Annotated in this window: 26 protein-coding genes; 17 read left to right on the top strand and 9 right to left on the bottom strand. The window is 64.1% G+C overall.

All coding sequences use genetic code 11. The features are described from left to right. The first annotated feature begins 21 nt into the window (after positions 1-21). Positions 22-438, top strand: coding sequence for a MucR family transcriptional regulator (locus tag Q0687_RS27080; protein ID WP_298883876.1), 417 nt, complete (start codon positions 22-24; stop codon positions 436-438). 141 nt (positions 439-579) lie between these two features. On the opposite strand, the gene Q0687_RS27075 is transcribed toward Q0687_RS27080, so the two are convergent. Together Q0687_RS27075 and Q0687_RS27070 are read right to left on the bottom strand one after the other, a co-directional pair. Next, entirely contained in the window at positions 580-1,008 is a 429-nt protein-coding gene (locus Q0687_RS27075) for a SufE family protein (protein WP_298883873.1), read from the bottom strand. Between the two features lie 69 nt (positions 1,009-1,077). After that, complete coding sequence (locus Q0687_RS27070; RefSeq protein ID WP_298883869.1) at positions 1,078-1,524, bottom strand: DUF5330 domain-containing protein; 447 nt, start codon at positions 1,522-1,524, stop codon at positions 1,078-1,080. A 409-nt stretch (positions 1,525-1,933) separates the two neighbouring features. Here Q0687_RS27070 and Q0687_RS27065 point away from each other — a divergent pair, with 409 nt between their 5' ends. The 5 genes from Q0687_RS27065 to Q0687_RS27045 all read left to right on the top strand — a co-directional run bounded on the left by Q0687_RS27065 (position 1,934) and on the right by Q0687_RS27045 (position 6,835). Then, positions 1,934-3,763 carry a PAS domain-containing sensor histidine kinase gene (locus Q0687_RS27065; protein WP_298883866.1) on the top strand — a complete coding sequence of 610 codons (1,830 nt, stop codon included), beginning with the start codon at positions 1,934-1,936 and terminating at the stop codon, positions 3,761-3,763. Further along, the gene (locus tag Q0687_RS27060) at positions 3,756-4,469 is read left to right on the top strand and encodes a peptidoglycan-binding protein (protein ID WP_298883863.1); all 714 of its coding nucleotides are present in this window, start codon (positions 3,756-3,758) and stop codon (positions 4,467-4,469) included. Before Q0687_RS27065 ends, Q0687_RS27060 begins: the two co-directional genes overlap by 8 nt. A 154-nt stretch (positions 4,470-4,623) precedes the next feature. Beyond that, a complete protein-coding gene (locus Q0687_RS27055) occupies positions 4,624-4,833 on the top strand; it encodes a hypothetical protein (RefSeq protein WP_194463239.1) in 210 nt (69 codons plus the stop codon). A 53-nt stretch (positions 4,834-4,886) separates the two neighbouring features. Continuing rightward, the gene (locus tag Q0687_RS27050; RefSeq protein WP_298883858.1) at positions 4,887-5,231 is read left to right on the top strand and encodes a DUF1491 family protein; all 345 of its coding nucleotides are present in this window, start codon (positions 4,887-4,889) and stop codon (positions 5,229-5,231) included. A 245-nt stretch (positions 5,232-5,476) separates the two neighbouring features. Next, a complete protein-coding gene (locus tag Q0687_RS27045; protein WP_298883856.1) occupies positions 5,477-6,835 on the top strand; it encodes an amidohydrolase family protein in 1,359 nt (452 codons plus the stop codon). Between the two features lie 91 nt (positions 6,836-6,926). Here the strand turns inward: Q0687_RS27045 and Q0687_RS27040 are convergent, their stop codons facing one another. Continuing rightward, entirely contained in the window at positions 6,927-7,904 is a 978-nt protein-coding gene (locus tag Q0687_RS27040; RefSeq protein ID WP_298883854.1) for a DUF2336 domain-containing protein, read from the bottom strand. A 266-nt stretch (positions 7,905-8,170) separates the two neighbouring features. Here Q0687_RS27040 and Q0687_RS27035 point away from each other — a divergent pair, with 266 nt between their 5' ends. Both Q0687_RS27035 and Q0687_RS27030 read left to right on the top strand, forming a co-directional pair. Further along, a complete protein-coding gene (locus Q0687_RS27035; RefSeq protein WP_298883853.1) occupies positions 8,171-8,359 on the top strand; it encodes a hypothetical protein in 189 nt (62 codons plus the stop codon). Between the two features lie 15 nt (positions 8,360-8,374). Further along, positions 8,375-9,136 carry a hypothetical protein gene (locus tag Q0687_RS27030; RefSeq protein ID WP_298883852.1) on the top strand — a complete coding sequence of 254 codons (762 nt, stop codon included), beginning with the start codon at positions 8,375-8,377 and terminating at the stop codon, positions 9,134-9,136. A 10-nt stretch (positions 9,137-9,146) separates the two neighbouring features. Here the strand turns inward: Q0687_RS27030 and Q0687_RS27025 are convergent, their stop codons facing one another. Beyond that, on the bottom strand, positions 9,147-10,121 hold the full coding sequence (locus Q0687_RS27025) for a dienelactone hydrolase family protein (protein ID WP_298883850.1): 975 nt from the start codon (positions 10,119-10,121) through the stop codon (positions 9,147-9,149). Positions 10,122-10,214: 93 nt separating this feature from the next. Between Q0687_RS27025 and Q0687_RS27020 the strand changes: the two genes are divergently transcribed. The 4 genes from Q0687_RS27020 to Q0687_RS27005 are packed head-to-tail and all read left to right on the top strand — an operon-like array spanning position 10,215 to position 15,065. Next, a complete protein-coding gene (locus Q0687_RS27020; RefSeq protein ID WP_298883847.1) occupies positions 10,215-13,634 on the top strand; it encodes a CHAT domain-containing protein in 3,420 nt (1,139 codons plus the stop codon). Between the two features lie 26 nt (positions 13,635-13,660). After that, entirely contained in the window at positions 13,661-14,104 is a 444-nt protein-coding gene (locus Q0687_RS27015; RefSeq protein WP_298883846.1) for a hypothetical protein, read from the top strand. Beyond that, positions 14,104-14,298, top strand: a complete 195-nt coding sequence (locus Q0687_RS27010; RefSeq protein WP_298883897.1) for a hypothetical protein — start codon at positions 14,104-14,106, stop codon at positions 14,296-14,298. The genes Q0687_RS27015 and Q0687_RS27010 overlap by 1 nt, the downstream gene beginning before the upstream one ends. 2 nt (positions 14,299-14,300) lie before the next feature. After that, positions 14,301-15,065 (top strand): hypothetical protein, encoded by a 765-nt coding sequence (locus Q0687_RS27005; protein WP_298883844.1) that lies wholly within the window; start codon positions 14,301-14,303, stop codon positions 15,063-15,065. Here the strand turns inward: Q0687_RS27005 and Q0687_RS27000 are convergent, their stop codons facing one another. After that, the gene (locus Q0687_RS27000; RefSeq protein WP_298883842.1) at positions 15,066-15,935 is read right to left on the bottom strand and encodes a LysR family transcriptional regulator; all 870 of its coding nucleotides are present in this window, start codon (positions 15,933-15,935) and stop codon (positions 15,066-15,068) included. Between the two features lie 94 nt (positions 15,936-16,029). On the opposite strand from Q0687_RS27000, the gene Q0687_RS26995 reads away from it, so the two are divergent. Then, positions 16,030-16,857, top strand: coding sequence for an MBL fold metallo-hydrolase (locus tag Q0687_RS26995; RefSeq protein WP_298883839.1), 828 nt, complete (start codon positions 16,030-16,032; stop codon positions 16,855-16,857). Between the two features lie 41 nt (positions 16,858-16,898). On the opposite strand, the gene Q0687_RS26990 is transcribed toward Q0687_RS26995, so the two are convergent. Together Q0687_RS26990 and Q0687_RS26985 are read right to left on the bottom strand one after the other, a co-directional pair. Next, positions 16,899-17,585: an L-2-amino-thiazoline-4-carboxylic acid hydrolase gene (locus tag Q0687_RS26990; RefSeq protein WP_298883836.1), complete on the bottom strand. Its 687-nt coding sequence runs from the start codon at positions 17,583-17,585 to the stop codon at positions 16,899-16,901. Positions 17,586-17,615: 30 nt separating this feature from the next. Continuing rightward, entirely contained in the window at positions 17,616-18,002 is a 387-nt protein-coding gene (locus Q0687_RS26985; protein ID WP_298883834.1) for a RidA family protein, read from the bottom strand. A gap of 128 nt (positions 18,003-18,130) precedes the next feature. Here Q0687_RS26985 and Q0687_RS26980 point away from each other — a divergent pair, with 128 nt between their 5' ends. The 4 genes from Q0687_RS26980 (at position 18,131) to Q0687_RS26965 (ending at position 20,302) form a co-directional block, all read left to right on the top strand. Further along, positions 18,131-18,754 carry a LysR family transcriptional regulator gene (locus Q0687_RS26980; protein WP_298883832.1) on the top strand — a complete coding sequence of 208 codons (624 nt, stop codon included), beginning with the start codon at positions 18,131-18,133 and terminating at the stop codon, positions 18,752-18,754. Positions 18,755-19,223: 469 nt separating this feature from the next. Further along, entirely contained in the window at positions 19,224-19,400 is a 177-nt protein-coding gene (locus tag Q0687_RS26975; RefSeq protein WP_298883830.1) for a hypothetical protein, read from the top strand. Positions 19,401-19,457: 57 nt separating this feature from the next. Further along, the gene (locus Q0687_RS26970) at positions 19,458-19,733 is read left to right on the top strand and encodes a hypothetical protein (protein WP_298883828.1); all 276 of its coding nucleotides are present in this window, start codon (positions 19,458-19,460) and stop codon (positions 19,731-19,733) included. A gap of 143 nt (positions 19,734-19,876) precedes the next feature. Continuing rightward, positions 19,877-20,302, top strand: coding sequence for a hypothetical protein (locus tag Q0687_RS26965; RefSeq protein ID WP_298883825.1), 426 nt, complete (start codon positions 19,877-19,879; stop codon positions 20,300-20,302). A gap of 398 nt (positions 20,303-20,700) precedes the next feature. Here the strand turns inward: Q0687_RS26965 and Q0687_RS26960 are convergent, their stop codons facing one another. Next, the gene (locus Q0687_RS26960; RefSeq protein WP_298883895.1) at positions 20,701-21,228 is read right to left on the bottom strand and encodes a hypothetical protein; all 528 of its coding nucleotides are present in this window, start codon (positions 21,226-21,228) and stop codon (positions 20,701-20,703) included. Between the two features lie 285 nt (positions 21,229-21,513). Beyond that, positions 21,514-22,485 carry an MBL fold metallo-hydrolase gene (locus tag Q0687_RS26955; protein WP_298883823.1) on the bottom strand — a complete coding sequence of 324 codons (972 nt, stop codon included), beginning with the start codon at positions 22,483-22,485 and terminating at the stop codon, positions 21,514-21,516. Positions 22,486-22,664: the final 179 nt, after the last annotated feature.

Genomic DNA, 22,664 nt, shown 5'->3' with positions numbered 1-22,664 from the left:
GATTGGAGAGAGGTCGCGCCCATGTCGGATGCAGGGGCTAAGAATTTCATCGAGCTGACGGCCAACATCGTCTCGGCCTATCTCAGCAATAACCCGACGCCGGCCGGGGACATTCCGAACCTGATCAGCCAGGTGCATGGTGCGTTGACGCGGGTGTCGTCGGGCCGCGTTGAGGCGCCGCTCGAGCCGGCAAAGCCCGCGGTCTCGCTCAAGAAGTCGATCGCGCCTGATTATCTGGTGTGTCTGGAAGACGGCAAGCGCTTCAAGTCGCTGAAGCGCCATCTGCGAACCCAATACAACATGACGCCGGAGCAATATCGCGAGAAATGGGGCCTGCCGGCCGACTACCCCATGGTCGCGCCGAACTACGCGGTCGCCCGCTCGCAACTCGCAAAGAAGATGGGCCTGGGGCAGCAGCAGCGAAAGAAGGGCAAGTAGCGCGACGCGCTCGCTCCCGTAACTCGGTCTCGTAGGGTGGGCAAAGGGGCTCTTGCGCCATGCCCACCATCTCTCACTAATCAAACTCAGAACGTGGGCACGCTTCGCTTTGCCCACCCTACGGCAGCTCGTTATGAGGAGCTACGACGCTTCCGCCAACGCCTCTTTCGCATCCGTCTTGATGCGCTCGACCATCGAACGCAGGCCGTTGGAGCGCTGCGGCGTCAGATGGTCGCGGAAGCCGAATTCGTTGAACACCGCGATCGCGTCGGTATCGAGGATCTGCTGCGGCGTGCGGCCGGAATAGAGCGCCAGCACGATCGCGACCAGTCCGCGCACGATGTGCGCATCGCTGTCGCCGCGATATCTGAGGATCGGTGCACCATTGCCGCGATCGACCGTCTTCTGCAGCCAGACCTGGCTGACGCAGCCATTCACCTTGTTCGCGGCGGAGTGCTCTGCCTCGGGCATCGGTTCCAGGGTGCGGCCGAGCTCGATGACGTACCGGTAGCGGTCGTCCCAATCGTCCAGAAGCTCGAAATTCTCGCGGATGTCGTCGATCGCAGTCATTGATGGCCTGTGGTTTCCGTTCAGGCCAATATAGGCACGCGAAGCCTCGAAATCGATAGGATTTGGGGCCTAATTCGCCGTCGCCTCGGGGCCGTGCCATTCCAGCGCGAGATCGTCCTGGGTCAGCGTGTCGCGCGGCGCTTCGCTCGCGGTGGCATCGCCTTCACCGGCCACCGTGATCGAGCCGGTGTGGTCGGGCGCCTTCTTGTCGGTCCTGTTGGGCTTCTCGTTCTTCTCGTCGGTGATCTGCTCTTTCTTGTCGTTGATGATCTGGTAGATCTTGCGCGCGCCGTCCTGGGCCCGCTGGCCGATGATCGTCGCGGCCTGACCGCCGACCTCGCAGGCCGCCGGCTGACGCTTGCAGAACTGGCTCATGTCGGAGACGGCCGCGGTCGCAGCCTGCACCGCGTCGGCAGCGCCGATGTTCGGCAGCTTGTCCGATTCGGGCGTCTTGTCCCGCGGCAGGAGCACCAGCACCAGCCCGAGCCAGAATGTGATGCGGAGCAGAAAGCGCATCTTATCGACCTGTAGTTAGATCTGGTCCGCGGGCGATCTCCGCGCGGCGCCAGCGACCTAGCAACTCTCGATAAATCGCAAGTGATTGCCTTGAGCTTAATTCGCGGAAAATTTACGCAAAAATTGTCGCAGGACGCGGTCTCGTAAATTTTCGATTGATGATCGCATCCGGGGTGTCCCGGACCTGCACATCCACCAATTCGAAACCATGAGCGGGACGGCGAAACCCTGTGTTCACCATCTGCGATGATGACATCGCCAAATCGCCTAAAAATCTCAGCGTTGACATGCCGTTCGGCGGCCGGCCGATCCGCCTTAGCACTCGTTTAAGGTCGCTCTGACACGGTGGCTCAACGACAAGGAGGCGTTCCGGCGCGTCTTTTGACGAGTGAGCCGAAGCGCGAGACCCGTGACAGTTTTGAGTATCATCCGCGATTGTCTCGATGCACTGCTGCATCCCTCCGCGCGTTACGACGCGCTGACGCGTGCGCGGCATCGGGCCTTCATGGCGCCGCGGCTTCTGGGAAGCCTGGCCGCCTTTGCCGCATTTCCCGTTTATCTCGTCCTGCGTGGCGTGCCGAGCGCGATCGAGGTCGCCGCCTTCGCCTGGCTGATCGCGCCGATCCTGCTGTCCTGGTTCCTGTCGCGCACCGGGCGCTATGAAGGCGCCCATGTGCTGTCGTCGCTGGCGCTTGCCGGCCTGATCATGGCGATCGCGGCCACGACCGGCGGCATCGAATCATTCGCGGCGGTCTGGCTGGTCGTGGTTCCCCTGGAAGCGGCGCTGTCAGCTTCGCGCCGCGTTGCGGCCTTTGCCTCTCTGCTGGCGTTGTCCTGCGTTGGCCTGTTGATCCTGTTCAGCCAGCTCGGATGGCTGCCGGCTGCTGATCTCAGTGGCGCAGAACGCGGCGTGATGATGGCATTCGGCGTTGCTTCCGCGACGCTCTATGCCGCCGGCCTTGCTTTCGGGGCCGAGTCGCTTGCGCGCACCAGCGTCACGCTGCTGTCGCGCGAGGAGGAGCGTTACCGCCTTCTGGCGCGCAACATGAGCGACGTGATCTCGCGGCATCAGCGCAACGGCGCGGTGCAGTTCATCTCGCCGGCGGCGGAAGCCATGCTCGGCATGCCGGTCGCGCAACTGCTCGGCCACGGCCTGTTCGACCGCGTTCATGTTGCCGATCGTCCGGCCTATCTCACAGCGCTCTCCGACGCCGCGCGTGGCGACGTTCGTAGCGTCGAATTCCGGCTGCGGCGCGATCCCATCGGTTCCGAGCGCGGCCAGATCGACTTCATCTGGGTCGAGATGCGCTGCCGGCCGCTCGACCAGCACCAGCGTGGTGACGTCACCGCCGAGCTCGAAGTCGTCGCGGTGATGCGCGATGTCACCGATCGCAAGCTGTCGGAGCAGGCACTCGATCAGGCCCGCAGCGCGGCGGAAGCCGCCGACGCCGCCAAGACGCGCTTCCTCGCCACCATGAGCCACGAGCTGCGCACGCCGCTCAACGCCATCATCGGCTTCTCCGAGATGATCGCGCAGGAGCAGACCCTGATGCTGGCCGCCAGCCAGCGCAAGGAATATGCCGAGCTGATCAACGCCTCCGGCCAGCATCTGCTCTCGGTCGTCAACGGCATCCTCGACATGTCGAAGATGGAATCGGGCAATTTCGAGATCGCCTCGGAGCCGTTCGCTCCGCGCGCCGCGCTGATGCATTGCTGCAATCTGCTGGCGCTCAAGGCGCGCGAGAACGGCATCGATCTCATCACCGATGCGCCGCAGGATCTGCCGGTCATGACCGGCGACCCCAGGGCCTTCAAGCAGATCGTGCTCAATCTCGTCGCCAACGCCGTCAAGTTCACCGAGCGTGGCGGGCAGGTCACCGTATCGGCGTCGGCATCCGCCTCGCAGCTGACGCTGCGCATCAGCGACACCGGGGTCGGCATCGCGCCCGACGATCTCAAGCGCATCGGCGCGCCGTTCTTCCAGTGCGGCAAGACCTATGAGCGCCGGCACGAAGGCACCGGCCTTGGTCTTTCGATCGTGAAGAGCCTCATAGCGTTGCATCTTGGTGAATTGACGGTACAAAGCAAGCTCGGCGAAGGCACCGCCGTCACGGTCAAGCTGCCGCTGGTCTACACGCCGCCGCAAGCAAAGCCGGCGGCGAGCAAGATCGCGACGTTGACGCCGGTGCTGCGTCATGACGTTCAGGACCAACCTGCTCTGGTGAAGAAAAGTGCCTAGAAAGTCTGCCAACGAGGAAGCCGCTCCGCGCCGCCGTGCCAAGAATGGTGCCAAGGCTGCGGTCGTGGATATCGAGACCGAGCGCAACCTCGTGATGCGCGTGCTCCTGCATAGTCCCAAGGACACGGTGGCCGGCCTTGTCGCCGCTGCCGCCATCAGTGCCATCGTTGCCAACGCGCTGTTCCTGCAGACCGGCCGGCATCCGGCGCCGATGTTCGGCACCGTGATCAATCTTCCCGCGCCGTCGCCTGCCTCGCTGTCCAGCCCCATGCCGCGCCCGCGCCCCGTCGGCGCCGATACGTCGCCGCTCGAGCCGAAGGCGACCGAGTTTCGCGTCGAGCCCAAACCCGCCGAGAAGGCGCCCGAGAAGCCCGCCGAGACGACGGCGTCGACGCCGCGCTCGGGCGATCCCATGACCAATCTGGTGATCAAATCCACCACGCCGACGCCCCAAGCCGTCGCCATCGCGCGTCCGCCGGCGCCGATCCCGATGCAGCAGAGCCCGGCGGCGCGTCGCCTCGCCGGCGTGCAGCGCGCGCTGTCCGAATACGGCTACGGCAATCTGAAGATCACGGGCACGATGAGCGGCGAGACCCAGTCGGCGATCCAGACCTTCGAGCGCCAGCACAAGATGCCCGTCAGCGGCCAGGTCTCGGACCGTCTGCTGCGCGAGCTCGCCGCCGCGATCGGCCATCCGGTCGAATAAGCGAACGTCCGCTAGTCATTGACGCCGATCAATCCAGGGGCCGCACCTTGGCGCGTCAGCCCGCAACCGTGCGGGCGCGACTTGCGTGGGATCAATGACGACCGGAACCCTCGGAGAACATGATCGTCCATCTCATCAAGGAAGAGAGGTCGTCATGTTCAAGGTCTCGATTCTCGTCTGGATCATGCTCGGCACGGTGCTGGCCGGCGTCAGCCTTATCGTGGTGCTGATGGTGCCGAGCTTTGCCGCCGACGCCATCAGAAACATCCCGTACGCGGTCGCGGTCGGGTTTGCGCTCGCAATGCCATTGTCATACCTCGTTGCGCGCCAGATCGGTGGCGGGCAGGGCGTCGGCAAGGCATGACAATCCCGAGCTGACACTGGCGGCGTACGTCACGCTGGCTTATCGTCCGACTCATGCGATTGAAATCCAACATCTGGGTCGCAGCCTATCTGCGCCGGTGCCAGACCGAGGGCGTGTTCGGCGCGGTGCGCCGCCGTGGCGCCGAAGAGGCGGGTGCCGTGTTCGTCAAGGTGGCGCTGCTCGACGGCAACGCGATGCTCTATGTGCCGGCGCCGCAGACCTCTTATGACGACGGCCGTCCGGTCGACCGCTTCTTCGTGCCGATCGCGCCGCAACCCGTGCCGGAGCCTGCGGTAGAGGAGCGCCTGACCAAGGAGCTCCGCTTCGATCCGGATGCCTGGATCGTCGAGACAGAGGACCGCGCGGGTCGGCATTTTCTCGATCTGGCGAAGACGTGACGGCCGCCCCATCGCAATGACGACGTGGAGACTTTAGCGCTCTGACCCGCCGTTACCTGTCCGCAAGGCCGGACTTGAGCCGGCCTCCACGCTCCGCCGCGCCGGGACCGCTGGACACTGCCCCATTTGGGGACGTCAGCTGCACACCGCCCAGGCCCCAATCTGATTGAACCGTCCCGCCAAGCGCGTATGCTCGACGAGAGGTTGCAAGGGTTCCGCATGTGTCCGCATGGAGGGCAAGCACGATGAACTCAGTCTCCCCCAGGGTTTTCGTCGCCACGCTTACGTTTCTAGCCGTTGGGCTCGCGTCCGCCGCTCGCGCGCAAGTCAGTCCGCCAGCGGATGCTGGCGCGACGTTGTTCCAGAATGTGCGCATCTTCGATGGCAAAGGCGCTTCACTCTCCGCGCCGTCCAACGTGCTGGTCAAAGGCAATATCATCACGCGCATCTCGACGGAGCCGATCGCCGCAGAGCAAGGCGTAGCTGTGATCAGCGGGAATGGGCGAACGCTGATGCCCGGCCTGATCGATGCCCACTGGCATGCCATGCTGATCCGGCCGAATCCTGCCCAGGCGATCGCCGGCGACGTCGGGTACAACAATATTGCCGCCGCTGTTGAGGCGACCGACACGCTGATGCGCGGCTTCACCACCGTCCGCGACGTCGGCGGTCCCGTATTTGGGCTGAAAGCCGCCATCGACGCAGGATTGATCGCGGGGCCTCGCATCTGGCCCTCCGGCGCAATGATCACGGTGACCAGTGGACATGGGGATTTTCGCCAGTTGTCGGAACTGCCGCGAACGATCGGCGGCATGCTCAGCCGCATGGAGCAGATTGGCGGCAGCATGGTCGCCGACAGCCCCGACGAGGTCCGCGTCCGCGTCCGCGAGCAACTCATGCAAGGTGCCTCGCAGATCAAGCTGACGGCCGGCGGCGGTGTTTCCTCGCCGTTCAGTCCGATCGACGTGTCGACGTTCACGGAGCCGGAACTGCGGGCCGCCGTCGAAGCGGCCGAGAATTGGGGCACCTACGTGACCGTGCACGCGTTCACGTCGACGGCAATCCGACGAGCCATCGCCGCCGGCGTGAAGTGCATCGAACACGGCTTCCTCATGGACGATGCCACCGCCAAGCTGATGGCCGAGAAAGACATATGGCTCAGCACGCAGCCGCTGCCCGAGGAGTTGAGGCTCGGCTTTGCGCCGGGCACGGTCCAGCGCGCCAAGGCTGATGAAGTCTGGCCCGGCATCGCGCAGGTCTATGAGCTGGCGAAGAAGTACAAGATCAAGACGGCGTGGGGCACCGATGTCCTGTTCTCCCAGGCGCTGGCGCAAAAACAGGGGGCAATTCTGGCATCGCTTGTCCGCTGGTACAGTCCCGCCGAAGCGCTCGCGATGGCGACCGGGACTAACGCTGAACTCCTTGCGTTGTCAGGCAAACGTAGTCCCTATCCCGGGAAGCTCGGCGTCGTGGAACAGGGCGCGCTTGCCGACCTGTTGCTCGTCGACGGCAATCCGCTGGAAATCATCGAGCTGATCACCGACCCCGCCAAGAACTTCAAGGTCATCATGAAGGATGGGCGGATCTACAAGAATACCCTGTGACCGTACCGCTCAGGTCGGTTCACGTCCCCAGTTGGCGCTACGCGGCATTTGCCGCGCCAGCGGAAGGGGGGTCGCTACATGAGCGCGCGTTCTAGCGCTCCGACGACCCGCCGTTACCCGTTCGCACGGCCGGACTTGAGCCGGGCTGCACGCTGGGCCGCGACTGGCTTGCGCCCGCGCGGGCGCGCTGCCTATCACTGTCATGCAGCGAGGGCTGGTACTTCGCGCGGGTGACGGCGAGCGTCGAGCCGCGCCAGGCGGCGAGCATCACCAGCGCCGAGCGGTCGCTGAGGCGGTCGTAGAGCCGCGACAGCCGGTAGACCTCGTTCACGGAGGTGCCGATCGCCGGCTTGAAGAACAGCAGGATGCGCTGGAAGTTCGGGCTCGGCATGTCGAGCGCGCGGGCGGCGACCGCGAGCGCTTCGCCGCCGGCATCCTCGACGATCTCTGTCGCAACGCGCGAGGGCAGGATCAGGGTGTCGCCGAGCTCGTAGATGAAACTGTCGACATCGCCGGCGATCGCCGCCATCTCCAGAACCTGGATCGCGCGCTTGGCGTGCACGGTCGGAATCCGCGGTGCGGCCTTCAGCGGCGTCTGCGCCAGATTGTGCAGGATCTGCGCGCGCTGGCTCGCGTCGGCGCCGAAGAACATGTCGTGGATCTCGGCCGCTTCCTTCGGCTGCATCGCCATGTTGGCGGCCATGCGCGCTTCCGCTTCTGTCGGCGTGCGGGCAGGTGAGGGAGCGGGCACAGCTTTCGGGATTGCGCGCGCGAGCGGCACCCGGCGGCCTTCCTGCGCTGCGACCAGTCCGAGCTTCTGCAGAACGGGCACGGGCGTTTGCGGATAGATCGCAAGCTTCGCCTTGACGGACGCGCGCGTTGCATCGTCGACCTGGTCGATCAGCCGCGTCGCGAGCTCGATGAATTGCCGCTGCTCGTCCTCGGTGTGGGTGCTGGCCTGGACATAGAGATCCGTCAACACGCGCAGCAGGGTTGGGCGAACATCGACGCCCTCCCGGCGGGAGAGTGTCATCAGCCCGTCGAATCCGGGAAACAACGACTTGGTCATGGAGGCGTACGCAACTCGGGAAGATTTGTTGTCTCAGCCTATCAGGGGTTCCTTTAAAGGCTCGTTAAGGAAAACGAGATGTGAAGTATGTCAGCTCAATTCAAGCCGTCTCGTGTCGTTGCGGGGCGGCTCGCGCCGGTCCGTGCAGTTACGGTCCAAAGGCCGTGTTTACACCCCGTTAACCATAAACTGATCCTAATGACCGTCATGTTGCAGGGGCGCGTTCGGTCGCGTGGCAATTGAACGAGCTGACACAGAGAGCTGACATGGGGACCATCATCGAATTTCCGGCCGGTCGCCGGGTGGGCTCGTCGGGGGACGTCACACCGCGCTCGGACATGGGAACGATCCTGATCCTTCCCGTCATCCGCATCGAGCGCGACAGCGACGAAACCAGCGGCGACCGTGGACCGGAGCAGGGCACCGCGCCGGGACGCCGTCGTCGTCGTCGCTAAAGTCCGGCCTTTGCAATGCCGGAAGCCAACAGCCAGATTCGCACCGTCGTATCAGCCATCCTGCTCGCAGTTTTAGGCGCCTCGCTCGCCGGCTGCAGCGGCGGTGATTTCGGCCGCACCCGCGCCGACATGCGCAGCGATGACATGCACAGCTGGCTCGGCCTCGAGGCCACCGGCAGCCTCGGCCTGAAGTCCTCGCAATTCCAGCTCACCGACGAGGAGCGCCAGCTTCGCGACCTCGCCTATCCCATGATCGAGCCGCCGCTGTCGCGGCCGGCCTGGAAGAGCGTGTTCGGTGATTACAAGGCGCTGCCGTCGCCCTGGCAACAGAAGGTCGTGTTCGACCGCACCATGTATGGACGCACGCTGATCGACGAGCCGCATCGCTCGCACGCCTCGCGCTATGCGCAGCTGATCGAGGACGTCCGCAACGACGTCACCCGCTTCGAGCCGTTCTTTGCATGCGCGATCCGCGTGATCGATCTCGACAGGAAACGCGATGCCAGCATGACGCGCGTTTCCGAACTCTCGCCGAAGGAAAAGGCCGACGCCGTCGCGCGCATGCAGGAGAACGCGCTGATCGTCCAGTGGGTGCAGCAAAGCCTCGAGCAGCGCGTCTCGTCCTATCGCTGGGCGCTGGAGCGGCTGGTGATCCAGGCCCCCGACGGCATGGCCGCCGACGCCGATCGCCTGATCGGCGAGCTCGCCGCGCAGACCGCCAATCCCCCGGTGCAGTCGCAGCCTCCCTACGGCCGCGCGGTCGTCTCGAAGGGCTGAGCGCCGGCCGCTACGGTCGTCTGGGCATGACCCGGTCGAGGAACTCGAACAGCCTGCGCCGGGAATCGTCGGTCACGTCCTGACGGAAATGATAGGCGACGTGATCGCCGCGGACGTCGATCTTGTTGAGGCCGTCGAGCTGCTGACAGTCCCAGCAGTGCGTCGCGCCGGCATAGAGATGCCATTCGACGGGCGCGCCGCCTCGCTTCAGGACATCGAGCTTGTCGAGGCATTGCTGCGAGGGCGTCTCGGTGTCGGCATCGCCCATCAAGACCAGAAGCGGTCGCGACACATCCGGATTGACCAGATCGTATGGCGGCCGTTCTTGCGGCGCGATGCGGAAGCATCCGGGATAGAAGCTTGCGACAGCCGCAAATCCCGGACTCGACTTCAGGGCATCGACATAGTGGGGGCTCGCCGCCAGCAGGCCCACCATCGCGCCCCATGAAAAGCCGACCAGCGCAATTCGTTGCGCGTCGACATCAGGCATCCGTCGCAAATGCTCGGCCGCTTGCAGCGCATCCCGCGTGCCCCGAAACAAGTTCACGCCTTTCCTGGGACCGAAGCAGACGCTCTTGACGCTGCGCGGCCCCAGGCTGTCGACCAGCAGGACGACATAGCCGTGTGAGGCGGCGGCACGGGCCCACCCCGCAACGGCAGGGTTCAGCCCGCTGCACTGGTGCATGAGAACGATGGCTGGAAACAGGCCGGAGCCGGTTGGCTTGATCAGGGCCGTCCGCGGCGATGTCAGCCGGTCGACCGTCTCGCCGATGTCGGGAAGAACGAGGTCAGGAGCGATTGTTGCTCCGCGATAGACCGCCTCGGCATCCCAGACCGCCGCCTTCCATTCCACCCCGTCCGCCGCGCTTGCGGGGCTATACCCAGCGAGCAGCCCGACAGCCAGCGCGATCAGCCTGCGCCGCCCCTTCTGGCCCGCTCGCCCGAGGAACCGGTGCCCATCGCTGCCGCTAATTCTCTTGAGCATTCCGCCACCCTACCGATTGGTGATTGTCCTCCCGGGCAATAGGGGTAGGATCAACCCGTTTCTTCAAGTGATTTTACCCAAAGGTCCTTCGCGATGAGCTCAGACGTCGCAAGTCCGGTTCAGAGTCGTCTTCATGTTGCCCTGCCGCGAAAACTGCTGGTCCTCGTCATTCTGCTGGGATCGACCGGCTCGGCTGCCGCGCTGACCAAGGAGGCGGCACTCGAGAACTGCCGGATGACCGTCGGCAAGCCGATCGTGCAGGCCTGCATGCAGGCCCAGGGCGGCCGCAAGGCCGGAGCCGACATCGAGGGCTGCCGCGCCAAGGCCTCACCGCAGGTCAGGGCCTGCGTGTTGGCGGCGCTGAACGCCGCCAATGGCCGCGCCAATGTCGCCGTCGAGGTGCCGAAGGAAGACGCGCCCAAGCTGGCGCCGGGCACTGCACTGCCCAAGGATTTCATCGCGCCGCCGCGCACCATCTCCGACATCACCGCGATCCTCGACAGCGAAAAGCCGAACGACAAGCTCATCGCAGAGTTGAAAGCGGACGCCGATTCCACACCGACGGGGAAGGAATCTCGGGAAGATCTAGCCCAGTTCTATTTCGATCGCGCCAATGCGCGTGCCCAGCTCGGCCGGCTTGCCGAATCCATCGCGGATGCCAGCAAGGCCATCGAGGTCGGCCGCGGCGCGGTCGAGGCCAACATGATGGGCCGCATGCAGCAGCTCCTCTCTCTGCAATACTCCGCAGCCGGCGATCCAAAACGATCGCTCGAGGTGATCCAGCGCTTGTTGCGTGAGACGGCCAGCCAGCCGGGAGCAAAAGGCTATCAATTGAGCGCCAACCGGTCCATCGCCGGCAACCTTATCCAGATGGGTGATGTCGCCCAGGCAGAAGCCTATCTCCGGCGCACCCAGGCCGCGATCCACGAAGCGCGCACCAGCGGTCTTCCGGGTTGGCGCACCTCCTATGCGCGGCTGGGGCAAAACTGGGAAGCGGAGTTCGAGGCGACCAGGGCCATGATCTTTGAAGCGCGCGGGCAGTTCGCGGAGGCCGAGGCGGCCTATCGCGTGGCCGAGCAGCGCAAGCGGGCGGGCATGAAGGGCGTGATGGACTCGGACAATCCCCCGGCAGAAACCGTCATGCTGCAGTCGATCGACAACCTGGTCCTCAGCCAGGCCCGCATGAAGGCGCGGCAGGGCAGGCTTGCCGAGGCCGAGGTCGATGCGCGCCGGGCGCTGTTGTCGCGCCTGAAGGACACCGGCAAGTACAATCCGGTAATGCCGCGTTATGTGATGGGATTGGCCGGCATCCTGGTCGACGAAGGCCGTTACGACGAAGCCGAGCAGCTCGGCCGTGTCGCGGTCGAGATCAACAAGACGGTCGGCGTGCCCGATGACTCGCAGTCGACCGTGCAGCTGCTCTCGCACCTCGCCGGCATCCTGAACCTGCAGCGCAAGAATGCCGAAGCCAACGACATGTTTGCGCGGATCGACAAGGCGGTCGCCAATTGGGATCTGCAGCGCCGCCAGGTCATCGAGCTCAATCCGGCGCGCATCCTTGCGCTCTATAATTCCGGCCAGCTCGACGCCGGCATCGCCGCCGCCGAGCAACTGGTCAAGAAGCAGATCGGGCGCGTCGGCGAGAACCATTTCGACGCGGCGTCGGCACGCGGCACCCTGGCGATCGGCCTGATGCGCGCAAAGCGCGATGCCGATGCCATCAGGGAGTTCAAGGCCGCGATTCCGATCATGATGGCGAACGCCAACGAGAACGCCGACGACGAGAACACCACCGTGGTGGCCGCACGCAGCCAGCGGCTGCAGGTTATCGTCGAGAGCTATCTGCTGCTGCTCGCGCGGGCCGAGGGCACCGGTGGCGCCGTCGGCGAGGAGACGTTCAGCCTGGCCGATGCCATCCGTGGCCACTCCGTGCAGCAGGCGCTGGCGGCCTCCAGTGCGCGCGCGGCCGCCAAGGACCCCGCGCTCGCCGAGCTCGTCCGCAAGGAGCAGGATCTCACCAAGCAGGTCAACGCCCAGCTCGGCTCGCTCAACAACGTCCTCGCCATTCCCTCGGCGGAGCGCGACGAGAAGGGAGCGCAGCAGATCCAGGCGTCGATCACGGCCTTGCGCAGTGAACGCGACAAGGCGCGCCAGGAGATCAAGCAGAAGTTCCCCGTCTACGCCGACCTGGTCTCGCCGAAGCCGCCGAGCGTCGCCGAGATCCGCGCGACGTTGTCGGACAACGAGGCGATGTTGTCGTTCTATTTCGGCCAGAACGGCAGCTTCGTCTGGGCCGTGCCGAAATCAGGGCCGGTGGCGTTTGCTGCCGTCAACGCTGGGGTCGGCGACATCGAGACCAAGATCCGCAAGCTGCGCGAGGCGCTGGAGCCGCAGGCGGCGATGATCTCGGACATTCCGCCGTTCGACCTGAAGCTCGGCTACGAGCTCTACGAGCTGCTGCTCAAGCCGGTCGAGAGCGGATGGAAGCCGGCCAAGAACCTGATCGTGGTGACCAACGGCGCGCTCGGCCTGTTGCCGCTGTCGCTGTTGCCGACCGCACCTAGCGAAGTCGCGGCCGACGAGGATCCGCTGTTCGTCGGCTACCGCAACGTGCCGTGGTTGGCGCGGACTCATGCCGTCTCGACGGTGCCATCCGCAGCTGCGTTGCGGACGTTGCGCCAGTTGCCGCCCGGCAAGCCCGGCCGCAGCGATCTCGTGGCGTTCGGCGATCCCTATTTCAACAAGGACCAACTGGCCGAGGCCGAAGCAGGCGACGGCAAGGTGCAGGTCGCCGATGTCGGCGGCAACGTCACCCGCGGCATGCCGCTGAAGCGTCGCAGCAGCCCGAAGCTGGAAGGCGTCGACAGCGCCGAGATCGGCCTCTTGCCCCGTCTGCCTGATACGGCCGACGAGCTCAAATCGATCGCGCTGGCCCTGCAGGCGGATCCCTCCAAGGTGCTGTTCCTTGGCAAGAATGCGACCGAGAGCGCCGTGAAGACGATGAATCTCTCCGGCTTCAGGATTCTCGCATTTGCCACGCATGGTCTTGTGCCGGGCGAGCTCAACGGCCTGACGCAGCCGGCTCTGGCCTTGTCGTCGCCTGATGTGACGGGCGAGGGCGGAGATGGCCTCCTTACGATGGAGGAGATTCTGGGCCTGAAGCTCGACGCCGACTGGGTCATCCTGTCCGCCTGCAACACCGGCGCCGGGGCAGGCGCCGGCGCCGAGGCGGCCTCCGGCCTTGGCCGCGCGTTCTTCTATGCGGGAACGCGGGCCTTGCTCGTGACCAACTGGTCGGTGCATTCGCAATCGGCCCGCCAGCTCGTCACCGATCTGTTCAAGCGGCAGGCCGATGACCCAAAACTGTCGCGGAGCGAAGCGCTGCGGCAGGCGATGATGGCCCTGGTCGATGGTCCCGGTTACCTGAACGGCGAGGGCAAGACCGAGTTCGCCTACGCGCACCCGCTGTTCTGGGCACCGTACACGATCATCGGTGATGGCGGCGTGCGATGATTGACGTTGAGAAGGTTGGAAGGACAATGATGCGGAAGATCTTGCTCGGGCTGGTTGCGGCGGGCCTCCTGTTTTCGGGAGTTTCGCGGGCGACGCAATTGATCACCGAAGAGGAGGCCAAGCTGCCGCCGCCGAAGGGCGCGGTCGCCGCTGACCGGCGCGGTATCCTGCGCGGTCCCAAGGTGGAGTTCGTCTCGCCGGGCGAGTCGGTCGCCTCTCCCCTGAAGCTTCAATTGAAGTTCGAGTCCTTCGGCGGCGCCAAGATCGATCCGGAGTCGGTCAAGGTGATGTTCCTGCGCACGCCGAACGTGGATCTGACCTCCCGGGTCAAGCCGTTCGTCCAGGCGGACGGCATCAATATGCAGGATGCGGAATTGCCGCCCGGCGATTACACCATGCGGGTCGACATCAAGGACAGCGACGGTCGGCCCGGCACGGCCATCTTCACCCTCAAGGTTGCACCCAAGTGATGTGTCCTTACTGCCAGGCCGAGAATGCGGAACGCGCGCTGGTGTGCGCGTCCTGTTCGCGCGACATCGCCGTGCCGGCGACGCTGATTGCCGAGCGCGACGATCTCCTGCGCAAGCGCGACGAGTTGCGCGATGAGCTGGCGCGGGCCAGAGACGAGGTCGAGACCATCATGCGGCGCAGGACGTCGCGCTGACGATGGAGTGTCCGTTCTGCGCCGAGACGATCAAGGACGAAGCCATCGCGTGCAAGCACTGCTCGCGCGACTTACGCGTCGTGCGGCCGACGCTGCTCGAGATCGATGACATCGTCGCCGAGCTCGACAAGCTGAGGCGCGATCTCGACCGCGTCAATGTCCGGCTCGAGCGGCACAAGAATCCGGTGCGCTATTTCGGGACGCATGCGGTTCTCTACGTCGTCATTCCGTCCGTCCTGCTGACGCTTGCGCATATCCTGGTCACCATCACCTTCAATCTGTCGCCGATTCCGCTCCGCATCGCCTCGATCGTCATCCCGCTGCTGTTCGGCTTCGTCGCCTATCCCCTGCATCGGGTCTCGACATTGGGGGCGTTCGTGCTGGCATTGCTGCTCGCCAGCGTCAGCATCCAGGCGATGCTGACGGTGACTGGATTCCACGATGACGTTCCGATCCTGCCCTCGGTGTGGGTCGAATGGCGCGAAGTGTTCGAATACGGCGCCAGCATCCTGCTCGCCTTCGTGTCCGGAAACATCTTGGGCGTCGTGATCTTCCAGGTCCTGCCGCGCGTTCTGGGTCAGGGCGGCAAGCCCAATGCGTTCGCCTTCAGGATGGCGCGCCTGCTCGGGCAGCATGTCGGCGAGGAACAGCTCCGTCGCCGCGCCCGCCTGATTCAGGATTTGATGCAGACCGTAGGCCCGCTGGCCGGCGTCGCCGCGACCGCCGTGGGCTCGATCTATGCCGGCCTGAAGGGCTTGCTCGGATGATTATTGCCGGTTGCGCCGGCTGCTGGCGAGCCGACCTTGCGCGCGCTTGGACGCCGTGCCCCGTCGCTGCAGCTTCCCGACAAAGTCCTTCAACGCGTCCGCCAGTGGCGCGGATGCGCGATAGGCGAGCCCGACCTCGCGCTTGATCTTCACCTCGATCTGCCTGATGACGACATCGGAGCCGGCCTTCGCGACGCCTTCCGGGACGATGGCGATGCCGACGCCGGCCGCGACCAGCGCCATCGCCCAATCCTCCGATTGCGCGATCGCCGCGGATTGGCGCCGCTGCATTGCGCGGCCGAAGAACGCACTCTGCTCGCAATGGCAGCGGTCGATCATCGCGACGTCAGCGAGATCGGCGGCGCGGAGCTTGTCCTTCAGCGTCAACGGATGCGACGGCGGCAGCGCCGCGACGTAGCGCTCGCTCCAGAGCGGGACGAAATGCTCCTCGTCGTGCAGCATGCTCCTCGAGATGATCCTCGCATCGGCACGTTCGTCGCTGCCGACCAGCCGGAGCGCGATGTCGCTCCGCGCAGTCAACGGCTTCAGCAGCGCGATCGTCCTTGTTACGTCGAGCGTCCGCATCAGGCCCAGCGTGACCGTGGTCCTGGTGCTGGGCTTGCGGAACAGCTTTCGCGCGGCGTCGGCCTCGTCGATGATGCGGCGGGCGACGACATGAAACTGCTCGGCCGAGGCCGTCGGCGCGACGCCCTTCTTGTGCCGGATGAACAGCGTGGTGCCGAGCTCGGCCTCCAGATTGGTGATCGCGGTCGAGATCGACGGCTGCGACACGAAGCAGGTGCGCGCCGCAGCCGTGAGGTTGCGTTCGCGGTAGACGGCGGCAAAGTAGCGGAGCTCGCGGATGTCCATAGGATGTGCCTAGAGATACTATCAATATTCGATATTTTACCTATGGATCGGGCGATGGCAAGAAGGCGCTGTTCCTATCAGGCGAGTGTCATCCATGAAGATCCATCACCTCAACACCGGCACGATGTGCCCCATGAGCCGGCGGCTGGTGAACGGCACCGGCGGCCTGTTCCAGCGCGCCCGTATGGTCTGCCATTGCCTGCTGATCGAGACCGATAGCGGCCTCGCGCTGGTCGACACCGGCATCGGCCTCGGCGATATCGCCGCGCCCGACAGGCTCGGGCGGCGATGGCTGCGCCAGACCGCGCCAAAGCTCGATCCGGCAGAGACGGCCGTGCAGCAGGTGAGGGCCCTCGGCTATTCACCCCATGACGTGCGCCATTTGCTGCTGACGCATCTCGACCGCGATCACGCCGGCGGCGTGCCCGACTTTCCGCACGCGGCGATCCACGTCCATCGCGCCGAATACGACATGGCCGTGCTGCACAAGCCGGCGCCGCCCGAAGGACGTTACGTCATGGGCCAATGGAGCCACGGACCGAGCTGGAGTTTCTACGGCGAGACCGGCGAAGACTGGTTCGGCTTCAAGGGCGTCCGCGCGCTCGGCGATCGCGAGGCCGATATCCTGATGATCCCGCTCGCCGGCCACACGCTCGGCCATTGTGGCATCGCGGTCCGCACCGGCGACGGCTGGCTGCTGCATGCCGGTGACAGCTATTTCCATCACGGTCAGCTCGACGCATCGCCGCGCGCGCCGCTGATGCTCCGCTATTTCCAACGCAAGGTCGATATGGACCGCAATGCCCGCATCACCAACCAGGCGCGCTTGCGCGAGCTGAAGCTGAACCAGGCCGGGCGCGTCACGATTTTCAACAGTCACGATCCCGTGGACTACGAGAACTGCCGCTGCGGCGCGCATTAGCGCCGCTCGCGAATGCGAAACGCCGGTTCTGCGCGACGTCGTCAGTCCCGTTGCAAGCGCGAGAAGCGGAAATTGCAATGGCTGGCGCCGCCGGCCAGCGTCTGCGTCCGTTCCAGATGGATGCCGAGCGCTGCATAGGCGTCGAAATCGAGGCCGCATATGCTCGGCAGGATCTCCTTGTCGCCGTGACGGCTTGCGAATTTGCAGAAGCCGCAGGCGTGGTAGTTGATGCCGAATTCGAAATCGTCATTCGTATCAGGCTCGACGAAATCGTAGACGAAATCATCAGGAAATTCGGCCCTGTGGTGCTCTGTTATGCTTGTTGCCGCCTGCTCGCGCAGCAAGGCCTGGTTCTCCGGCGACATGAATTTGTCTCCCGCGGCGAGACGCTTGGCCTCGGGCGTCGCGAGCAATTGCGCCCTGTAGGTCTGTCGCTCGATCTCGCGGATGTCAGGCAGCGGCACGCCATGGCGCCGCAGCACGCGGCTCGTCGCCATGAAGCCGGTGAGGCGCACGAAGACATCGCTCATGCGGCTCGTCGCACCGCCGACATAGGGCATCTGGGTGAGCACGATGGCGAGTTCGTCCATCACCTCCCGTCTGATCCCGTCGATGTCGGTGACTTCAGGTCGTTCGCGCAGCATCGCCTCGGCAAGGTCGAGCCGGTGGCGCATCGCGGCTTCCATGGCGTCGCGATGTTGCTCGTAGAAGGGATGGATTGCAGCCATTGCGTCCTCGGATCGTTCGTGTTGAAAGCTTCATTCCGCGGCGATCGCCTCGATCTCGAGCAGCCATTTGCTGTCAACGGTCTCTGCGACGATGACCGTCAGTGCAGGCTGATGGTCTCCGAGCGTCGCGCGGCGAATGGTGCGGTTGGTCACGAGTTGAGCCCGGTCGGTCAGGAACGTGGTGACCTTGACCAGATGCTCGGCGCCAAGGCCTGCGGCGGCCAGCACCGCCATGACGTTGCGCCAGGCCTGCTCGCATTGTGCCTCGAAACCTTCGGGCACGGTGCCGTCGGGCCTCTCGGGCACCTGACCGCTGATGAACAGCAGGCGGCGATGCTGCTTCAGTTCAAGGCCCATGCAGTAGCCGCCGGCGGGCGGGTGGACCGTTACGGGATTGTGGCTGACGGTGTGGGGCATGTTCTGTCTTCCTGATTGCGGGCCGACCGTATCCGGCGTCATCACGGCCGCGCAAAGCATCTTTCCTGCGGTTCAGCGCAAGAAAATCTATTGCAAGACCGCCGCCCATCGGTGTCAAACTCCGCGCAATGACCTACGCCCTTCCGCCGCTCAACGCGCTCCGCGCCTTCGAGGCCGCCGCGCGCCATCTCAGCTTCAAGCTCGCCGCGCACGAGCTTCACGTGACGCCCGCTGCCGTCGGGCAGCAGGTGAAAGCGCTGGAGGCGCGGCTCGGCGTGCAACTGTTCGAGCGCTTGCACAAGCAGCTCATCCTCACCGCGGCAGGTCAGGCCTATCTGCCCGGGGTCTCCAAAGGTTTTCGCCACATTGCGGAGGCGACCTCGCAATTGAAGCCTTCAGGTGCGGTGCTGCTGCAATTGGGCGTGCACGCCAGCTTCGATCTGCGCCGCCTTGATCTGGCGGCGTTTCGCGAGGCGCATGTCGAGATCGGCTTGCGCGTGCTGCAGCCCGCCGGCTTGCACGAGCTGGTCGAGGGCAAGGTCGATCTCCTGATCGCCCGCAGCCTCGGCCATCACCCTGGTTATCGCTGTGACAGGGTCATCGAGGGAACAGGTCCCGGCGACTGGCTGATCGCGCCCGAGGGCACGGCGGATTGCCCGGAAATCGCGAGCTTTCGCGCCTGGCTGCGCGCCGTGATGGACGAGAAGGCACAAGCGAGCCGACCGCGGCTGGTGAGGGGTGTCGGAAGCTGATCCTTGCCTGCGCGCCTAGGCTTCGGTCGCGACAAAGCGTGTCGTCCTGGCGAGCGCCACCTGGCATTCGCAACGTGCAACGGGAGCGCACTGACAGCCGGTCCGCGTCCAGGCCTTCTGCGGATGCTTCTCGCAGACCCAACCCATTCCCTCGCAAACACGGCAATTCGGATTAATCATCGCTGTCCCAGAAATGCATTGAGCGGTATTTGCGCCTCGTACTGGCGAGCCTTTTCCAGAAGGACATCTCGCAACTGTCCATCCGGCAGGAGCTGCGCTTGTGTGCGGGCTTCGCGAGCAGCTTCTGCAAGCCTTTCGCTTAACGTCTTTTCCTGCCGTATTCGTTGTCGGACCTGAGTCATTCGTTCCGTAACGCAGGACAGTTCCTTGTGTTCCTAAACCTGACGGGATTCAGCGCAGGAACGCGAGGTTCGCCGGCGCGTTAGCTCCTATATTGAAGGAGGACATCATGAGTGTTGAAGGCAAGATCAAGGAAGGCGCCGGCTACATCAAGGAAGAGATGAACGAGCACGGCAAGGATCCGCAGAGCCAGCGCAAGGCCCAGGAGGGCCGTGATCTTCGCAACGAAGGCCGCATGGAAGACGGCAAGCCGCCGAAAACCACCAAGCCCGGCACCGGTCACTAATCCGGTCTGATCTGGAAGCCGCCCTTGACCATCGTCAGGGGCGGTTTTGTATGAGCGATGCGCAAGCTGCTGAACTGGTTTTTCCGCAATCGTGAAACAGACGCCATCACGGTCGTTCAGACGCCAAATCTGGTTCTGTGGATCGTGATTGCGGCGGCTCTTCTCCAATGGCTCTGGCTGTCCTCGGGCCAAGCCAGCGTCGTCTTGACTGTCGTCGTCAAGGGCGGACTTCTCCTCTGGGCCGCCGACGAGATCGTCCGCGGCGTCAATCCCTGGCGACGCTGTCTTGGCACGGGCGTGGCGATCTACGAGATCATGACCCTCCTGTCGTGACGCCGAATGTGATCGTCACTGCTTCGCGATGGAATCCAATCCGCCAGATATCCACACCCACGACACGCAGTAGCGACTTCCCCGTCGGACCTACAAGCCATCGATAATTTGCCAAGGCGCTGTCACGTTGCTTTGATCGTGGCATGAGCACCAAATCACGCGAGGTCATCTGGAGCGGCCGCATCATGGGCGCGGAGATTTCCGCCAAGCATGCGCGGGAGGAGGCGAAGAAGGCCGTGCGCGAGGCCGACCGTGCCGAGGCCGAAGCCTGGTCGGTGCGCATGGAGGGTTATGGCGGCCCGGCACAGCCGTCGCCGACGATCGGGCAATGTCTCAACGGCGGCCTCTCCTGGCTCGAGGTCGAATGCGTCAGGTGCAAGTCGCGCGCGAGCCTGCCGCTCGATGCGATCCGCCGTCCCCGCGACACACCGATCTGGAAGCTGGAAGCCTCGCTGAAGTGCCGCTCATGCCGAAAGGGACGGTCCGCGCCGCCCGTCCACATGATCAAGTTGACGGAAACGCGCAGCATCACGCCATACAAATGGGTACATCCGACCGAGGAGCGGTAGGAAGACGCGGAGCGGGCAGTTGTTTGCGCGGCCATTCATCCGCGAAGGCCTGTCCTAGAAAACCTGGCCTATCTGTACAGCAAGGTCCCGAGGCACATGATCAGCATCGCGGTGCTCAGTGCCACCGTGACGAGGGCTCGCTCTGCCTTGCTGGATAATTCGTCTTCTGGCATTGCGCGCCCCGTTGCATTGCACAGATCAACTTAACAAAGATCAAGTTGTTCCTCAGCGGTACCATTTTAGTGTCCCGCGGCCACCCGCAGGGCCGGAAAGGCTAGCCAAGAATCGGGAACCCACCTCTCGCTACAGACATGTCGCCGCGGTGCCCAACCAACGCGATGGGCAGCATTGACGTCACGCCCTTCTTCAACCGTGGGGCAGCATGTCGGCCTGGGCTCTCATACACCTCGCGCGTCGCGCACCGCCTGGGCGACTTTTGTCGCTTGCGACACGCGTCCGATCTTTGCGCCCGTCATCAGCTTTCTTCGGCGCGTGCTCACCTTTGGCACCATGCCTTCGTTCGCGGTGGCGCCGGCAGGCGGATAAGTCGTGAAGTTCGCGGCTCGATGCAGCGCAAGGGCCTTTCGCGCCGCTTCGACATTTGCGGTCTGAGCTGCCACATTGTGAAGACGCCTCAGTTCCTTGTTCAGCCGCTTCAGCGCCGCGGCGAAGACTTGCTTGCGTTCAGATGCATGCTCGGCGGTGCCCGGAAAGCTTGCTCCGCGAGCCTCGGCTTTTCCGCGCCCCTCTCGCCGCTTGTGCTGGCTGAGCGTTCGCTCCTTGTCGCGCATCTTGCGCAATCGGGGCCGCACGGTCTCGAGTTCAGCCACCTCGACGTCATAAATGGCGGGATGGTGCGTGAGCCGGATCGTCTCATATTCTTCGTGGCTGAGGAGGCTCCGTTCGAACTTGCAAGGGACCGACATGACCATTCCTCCTTTGAGGTCTAGTATTTCGCCGATGATTATCCCTCTATTGTCGGGGAACTTTTATTGTCCGCCTCGAATGCGACGCCATTGCGGTCCGAAATGGCTAAGCGTGGAGTGGCACGATAGCAGGCTCGACGATTGGAGCGCTGGGCACCCGAGCCGAAGGGCCTGGCCTGCGACGAATTGGAGACTCGGCTAACAGCTTTTGACGTTGACGACCAGCCTGAGACTTTGTTCTGCCTCGTGACAAGCACGAGTACGAGCCGACATCGGCCTGCACCTTTAGGGATTGCGTTGGCGCACGGTAACGGTATCGCCGATTTCGAAGGACATCAGGTCCTCACCAACCTGCAGCGGCCCGCTGTAGGTTTCGCGCGTGCCTGCAACGATGTCGTCGACAGTTGGTGGAGGAATCTTGTCGCTGCCAAGAAAGACGAGATGCGAAAAGACCGCGAGCTTCGGCTTGGCCAAGGCAAACACCAGTCCGGCTTCCCGAGGACTGGTATGGTGATCCATCACGCGCTGCATGTACGGACTTGAGGACAGTAGTTCAGGTCGTGCGGCGCAGACCTCGTGAATGAGCAAGTCAACGTCAGTGCTGTATTTGATGACGTTTTGGCTGTAGCGGGTGTCGCCCGAAATCACCACGACGCGACCTCTGTATTCGATCCGATAACCCACGGCGGGCTTGATGGCTGCCCCGTGATCGACCGTGAAGGCAATGACCTTGACACCGTCCTGACTATAGACGACGCCGTCCTTCTCGAACTCCTCCGCGACCGTTGCGACGCCATCGGGCGGCAGCTTCTCGTCCTCAATCCGGATTTTGATATCCGGAGCGTAAGCGCCCTCGAGGTTGGCCATCAATGACTTTGCGCCGACCGGACCGATCACATGGAAGGGCTCCGTCCGGCTGTTGTTCAACCACCCGGTGAGCCAAAGATCGGGGATCCCCACCGTGTGGTCCGAATGATAATGGGTCAGGAAGAGCACATCGATCTTGGTCATGATCGCTTTTTTAGCCACGAGGATTTGCCGCAAGCGGATCGTGGCACCGCGCCCGGCGTCAAAAAGCAGTTTCTGATCTCCCGCTTCCACCAGCGTGCTTGGTCCAAATCGATCCGGATTGGGGATCGGCGTGCCGGTGCCGAGCAATGTGACCCGAATATCACTATCCGCTTTGGTCTGCGAACTGACTGTCGCGCCAAGAAACAAGGCCAACACTCCGACGATTGAAGCGAGCATTTTGGACATGGTCGCAACCTCCAACTCGTGGCTAGGCAAGCAGGCTGATCTCTACTTGTGGGGCAGTCAATGTCCGCCTTGGGGTCACAAGCGGCGGTCGAAGTCAGCACGGCCCCGCGTCCGGTCTACCGTCGATTCTGTTGCAAAACTCCCGTTGAGACGACTCGCATTCCGTGATTCCGTTGATT

This window comes from uncultured Bradyrhizobium sp. (genome assembly GCF_936928535.1).
In the GTDB taxonomy this organism is placed as follows: domain Bacteria; phylum Pseudomonadota; class Alphaproteobacteria; order Rhizobiales; family Xanthobacteraceae; genus Bradyrhizobium.
The sequence above is the reverse complement of the archived record's forward strand: the minus strand, read 5'-3'. Positions and strand labels throughout refer to the sequence as shown.

Bases quoted from the DNA above. Each gene is read 5' to 3' on its own strand.
- Q0687_RS26960 (WP_298883895.1), bottom strand. From the start codon at position 21,228: ATGTCGGTCCCTTGCAAGTTCGAACGGAGCCTCCTCAGCCACGAAGAA.
- Q0687_RS27005 (WP_298883844.1), top strand. From the start codon at position 14,301: ATGGAGTGTCCGTTCTGCGCCGAGACGATCAAGGACGAAGCCATCGCG.
- Q0687_RS27070 (WP_298883869.1), bottom strand. From the start codon at position 1,524: ATGCGCTTTCTGCTCCGCATCACATTCTGGCTCGGGCTGGTGCTGGTG.
- Q0687_RS27050 (WP_298883858.1), top strand. From the start codon at position 4,887: ATGCGATTGAAATCCAACATCTGGGTCGCAGCCTATCTGCGCCGGTGC.
- Q0687_RS26955 (WP_298883823.1), bottom strand. From the start codon at position 22,485: ATGTCCAAAATGCTCGCTTCAATCGTCGGAGTGTTGGCCTTGTTTCTT.
- Q0687_RS27035 (WP_298883853.1), top strand. From the start codon at position 8,171: ATGGGGACCATCATCGAATTTCCGGCCGGTCGCCGGGTGGGCTCGTCG.
- Q0687_RS27080 (WP_298883876.1), top strand. From the start codon at position 22: ATGTCGGATGCAGGGGCTAAGAATTTCATCGAGCTGACGGCCAACATC.
- Q0687_RS27025 (WP_298883850.1), bottom strand. From the start codon at position 10,121: ATGCTCAAGAGAATTAGCGGCAGCGATGGGCACCGGTTCCTCGGGCGA.
- Q0687_RS26975 (WP_298883830.1), top strand. From the start codon at position 19,224: ATGAGTGTTGAAGGCAAGATCAAGGAAGGCGCCGGCTACATCAAGGAA.
- Q0687_RS26970 (WP_298883828.1), top strand. From the start codon at position 19,458: ATGCGCAAGCTGCTGAACTGGTTTTTCCGCAATCGTGAAACAGACGCC.
- Q0687_RS26980 (WP_298883832.1), top strand. From the start codon at position 18,131: ATGACCTACGCCCTTCCGCCGCTCAACGCGCTCCGCGCCTTCGAGGCC.
- Q0687_RS27075 (WP_298883873.1), bottom strand. From the start codon at position 1,008: ATGACTGCGATCGACGACATCCGCGAGAATTTCGAGCTTCTGGACGAT.
- Q0687_RS27015 (WP_298883846.1), top strand. From the start codon at position 13,661: ATGATGCGGAAGATCTTGCTCGGGCTGGTTGCGGCGGGCCTCCTGTTT.
- Q0687_RS27045 (WP_298883856.1), top strand. From the start codon at position 5,477: ATGAACTCAGTCTCCCCCAGGGTTTTCGTCGCCACGCTTACGTTTCTA.
- Q0687_RS26990 (WP_298883836.1), bottom strand. From the start codon at position 17,585: ATGGCTGCAATCCATCCCTTCTACGAGCAACATCGCGACGCCATGGAA.
- Q0687_RS26965 (WP_298883825.1), top strand. From the start codon at position 19,877: ATGAGCACCAAATCACGCGAGGTCATCTGGAGCGGCCGCATCATGGGC.
- Q0687_RS27010 (WP_298883897.1), top strand. From the start codon at position 14,104: ATGTGTCCTTACTGCCAGGCCGAGAATGCGGAACGCGCGCTGGTGTGC.
- Q0687_RS27000 (WP_298883842.1), bottom strand. From the start codon at position 15,935: ATGGACATCCGCGAGCTCCGCTACTTTGCCGCCGTCTACCGCGAACGC.
- Q0687_RS27030 (WP_298883852.1), top strand. From the start codon at position 8,375: ATGCCGGAAGCCAACAGCCAGATTCGCACCGTCGTATCAGCCATCCTG.
- Q0687_RS27040 (WP_298883854.1), bottom strand. From the start codon at position 7,904: ATGACCAAGTCGTTGTTTCCCGGATTCGACGGGCTGATGACACTCTCC.
- Q0687_RS26995 (WP_298883839.1), top strand. From the start codon at position 16,030: ATGAAGATCCATCACCTCAACACCGGCACGATGTGCCCCATGAGCCGG.
- Q0687_RS27055 (WP_194463239.1), top strand. From the start codon at position 4,624: ATGTTCAAGGTCTCGATTCTCGTCTGGATCATGCTCGGCACGGTGCTG.
- Q0687_RS26985 (WP_298883834.1), bottom strand. From the start codon at position 18,002: ATGCCCCACACCGTCAGCCACAATCCCGTAACGGTCCACCCGCCCGCC.
- Q0687_RS27020 (WP_298883847.1), top strand. From the start codon at position 10,215: ATGAGCTCAGACGTCGCAAGTCCGGTTCAGAGTCGTCTTCATGTTGCC.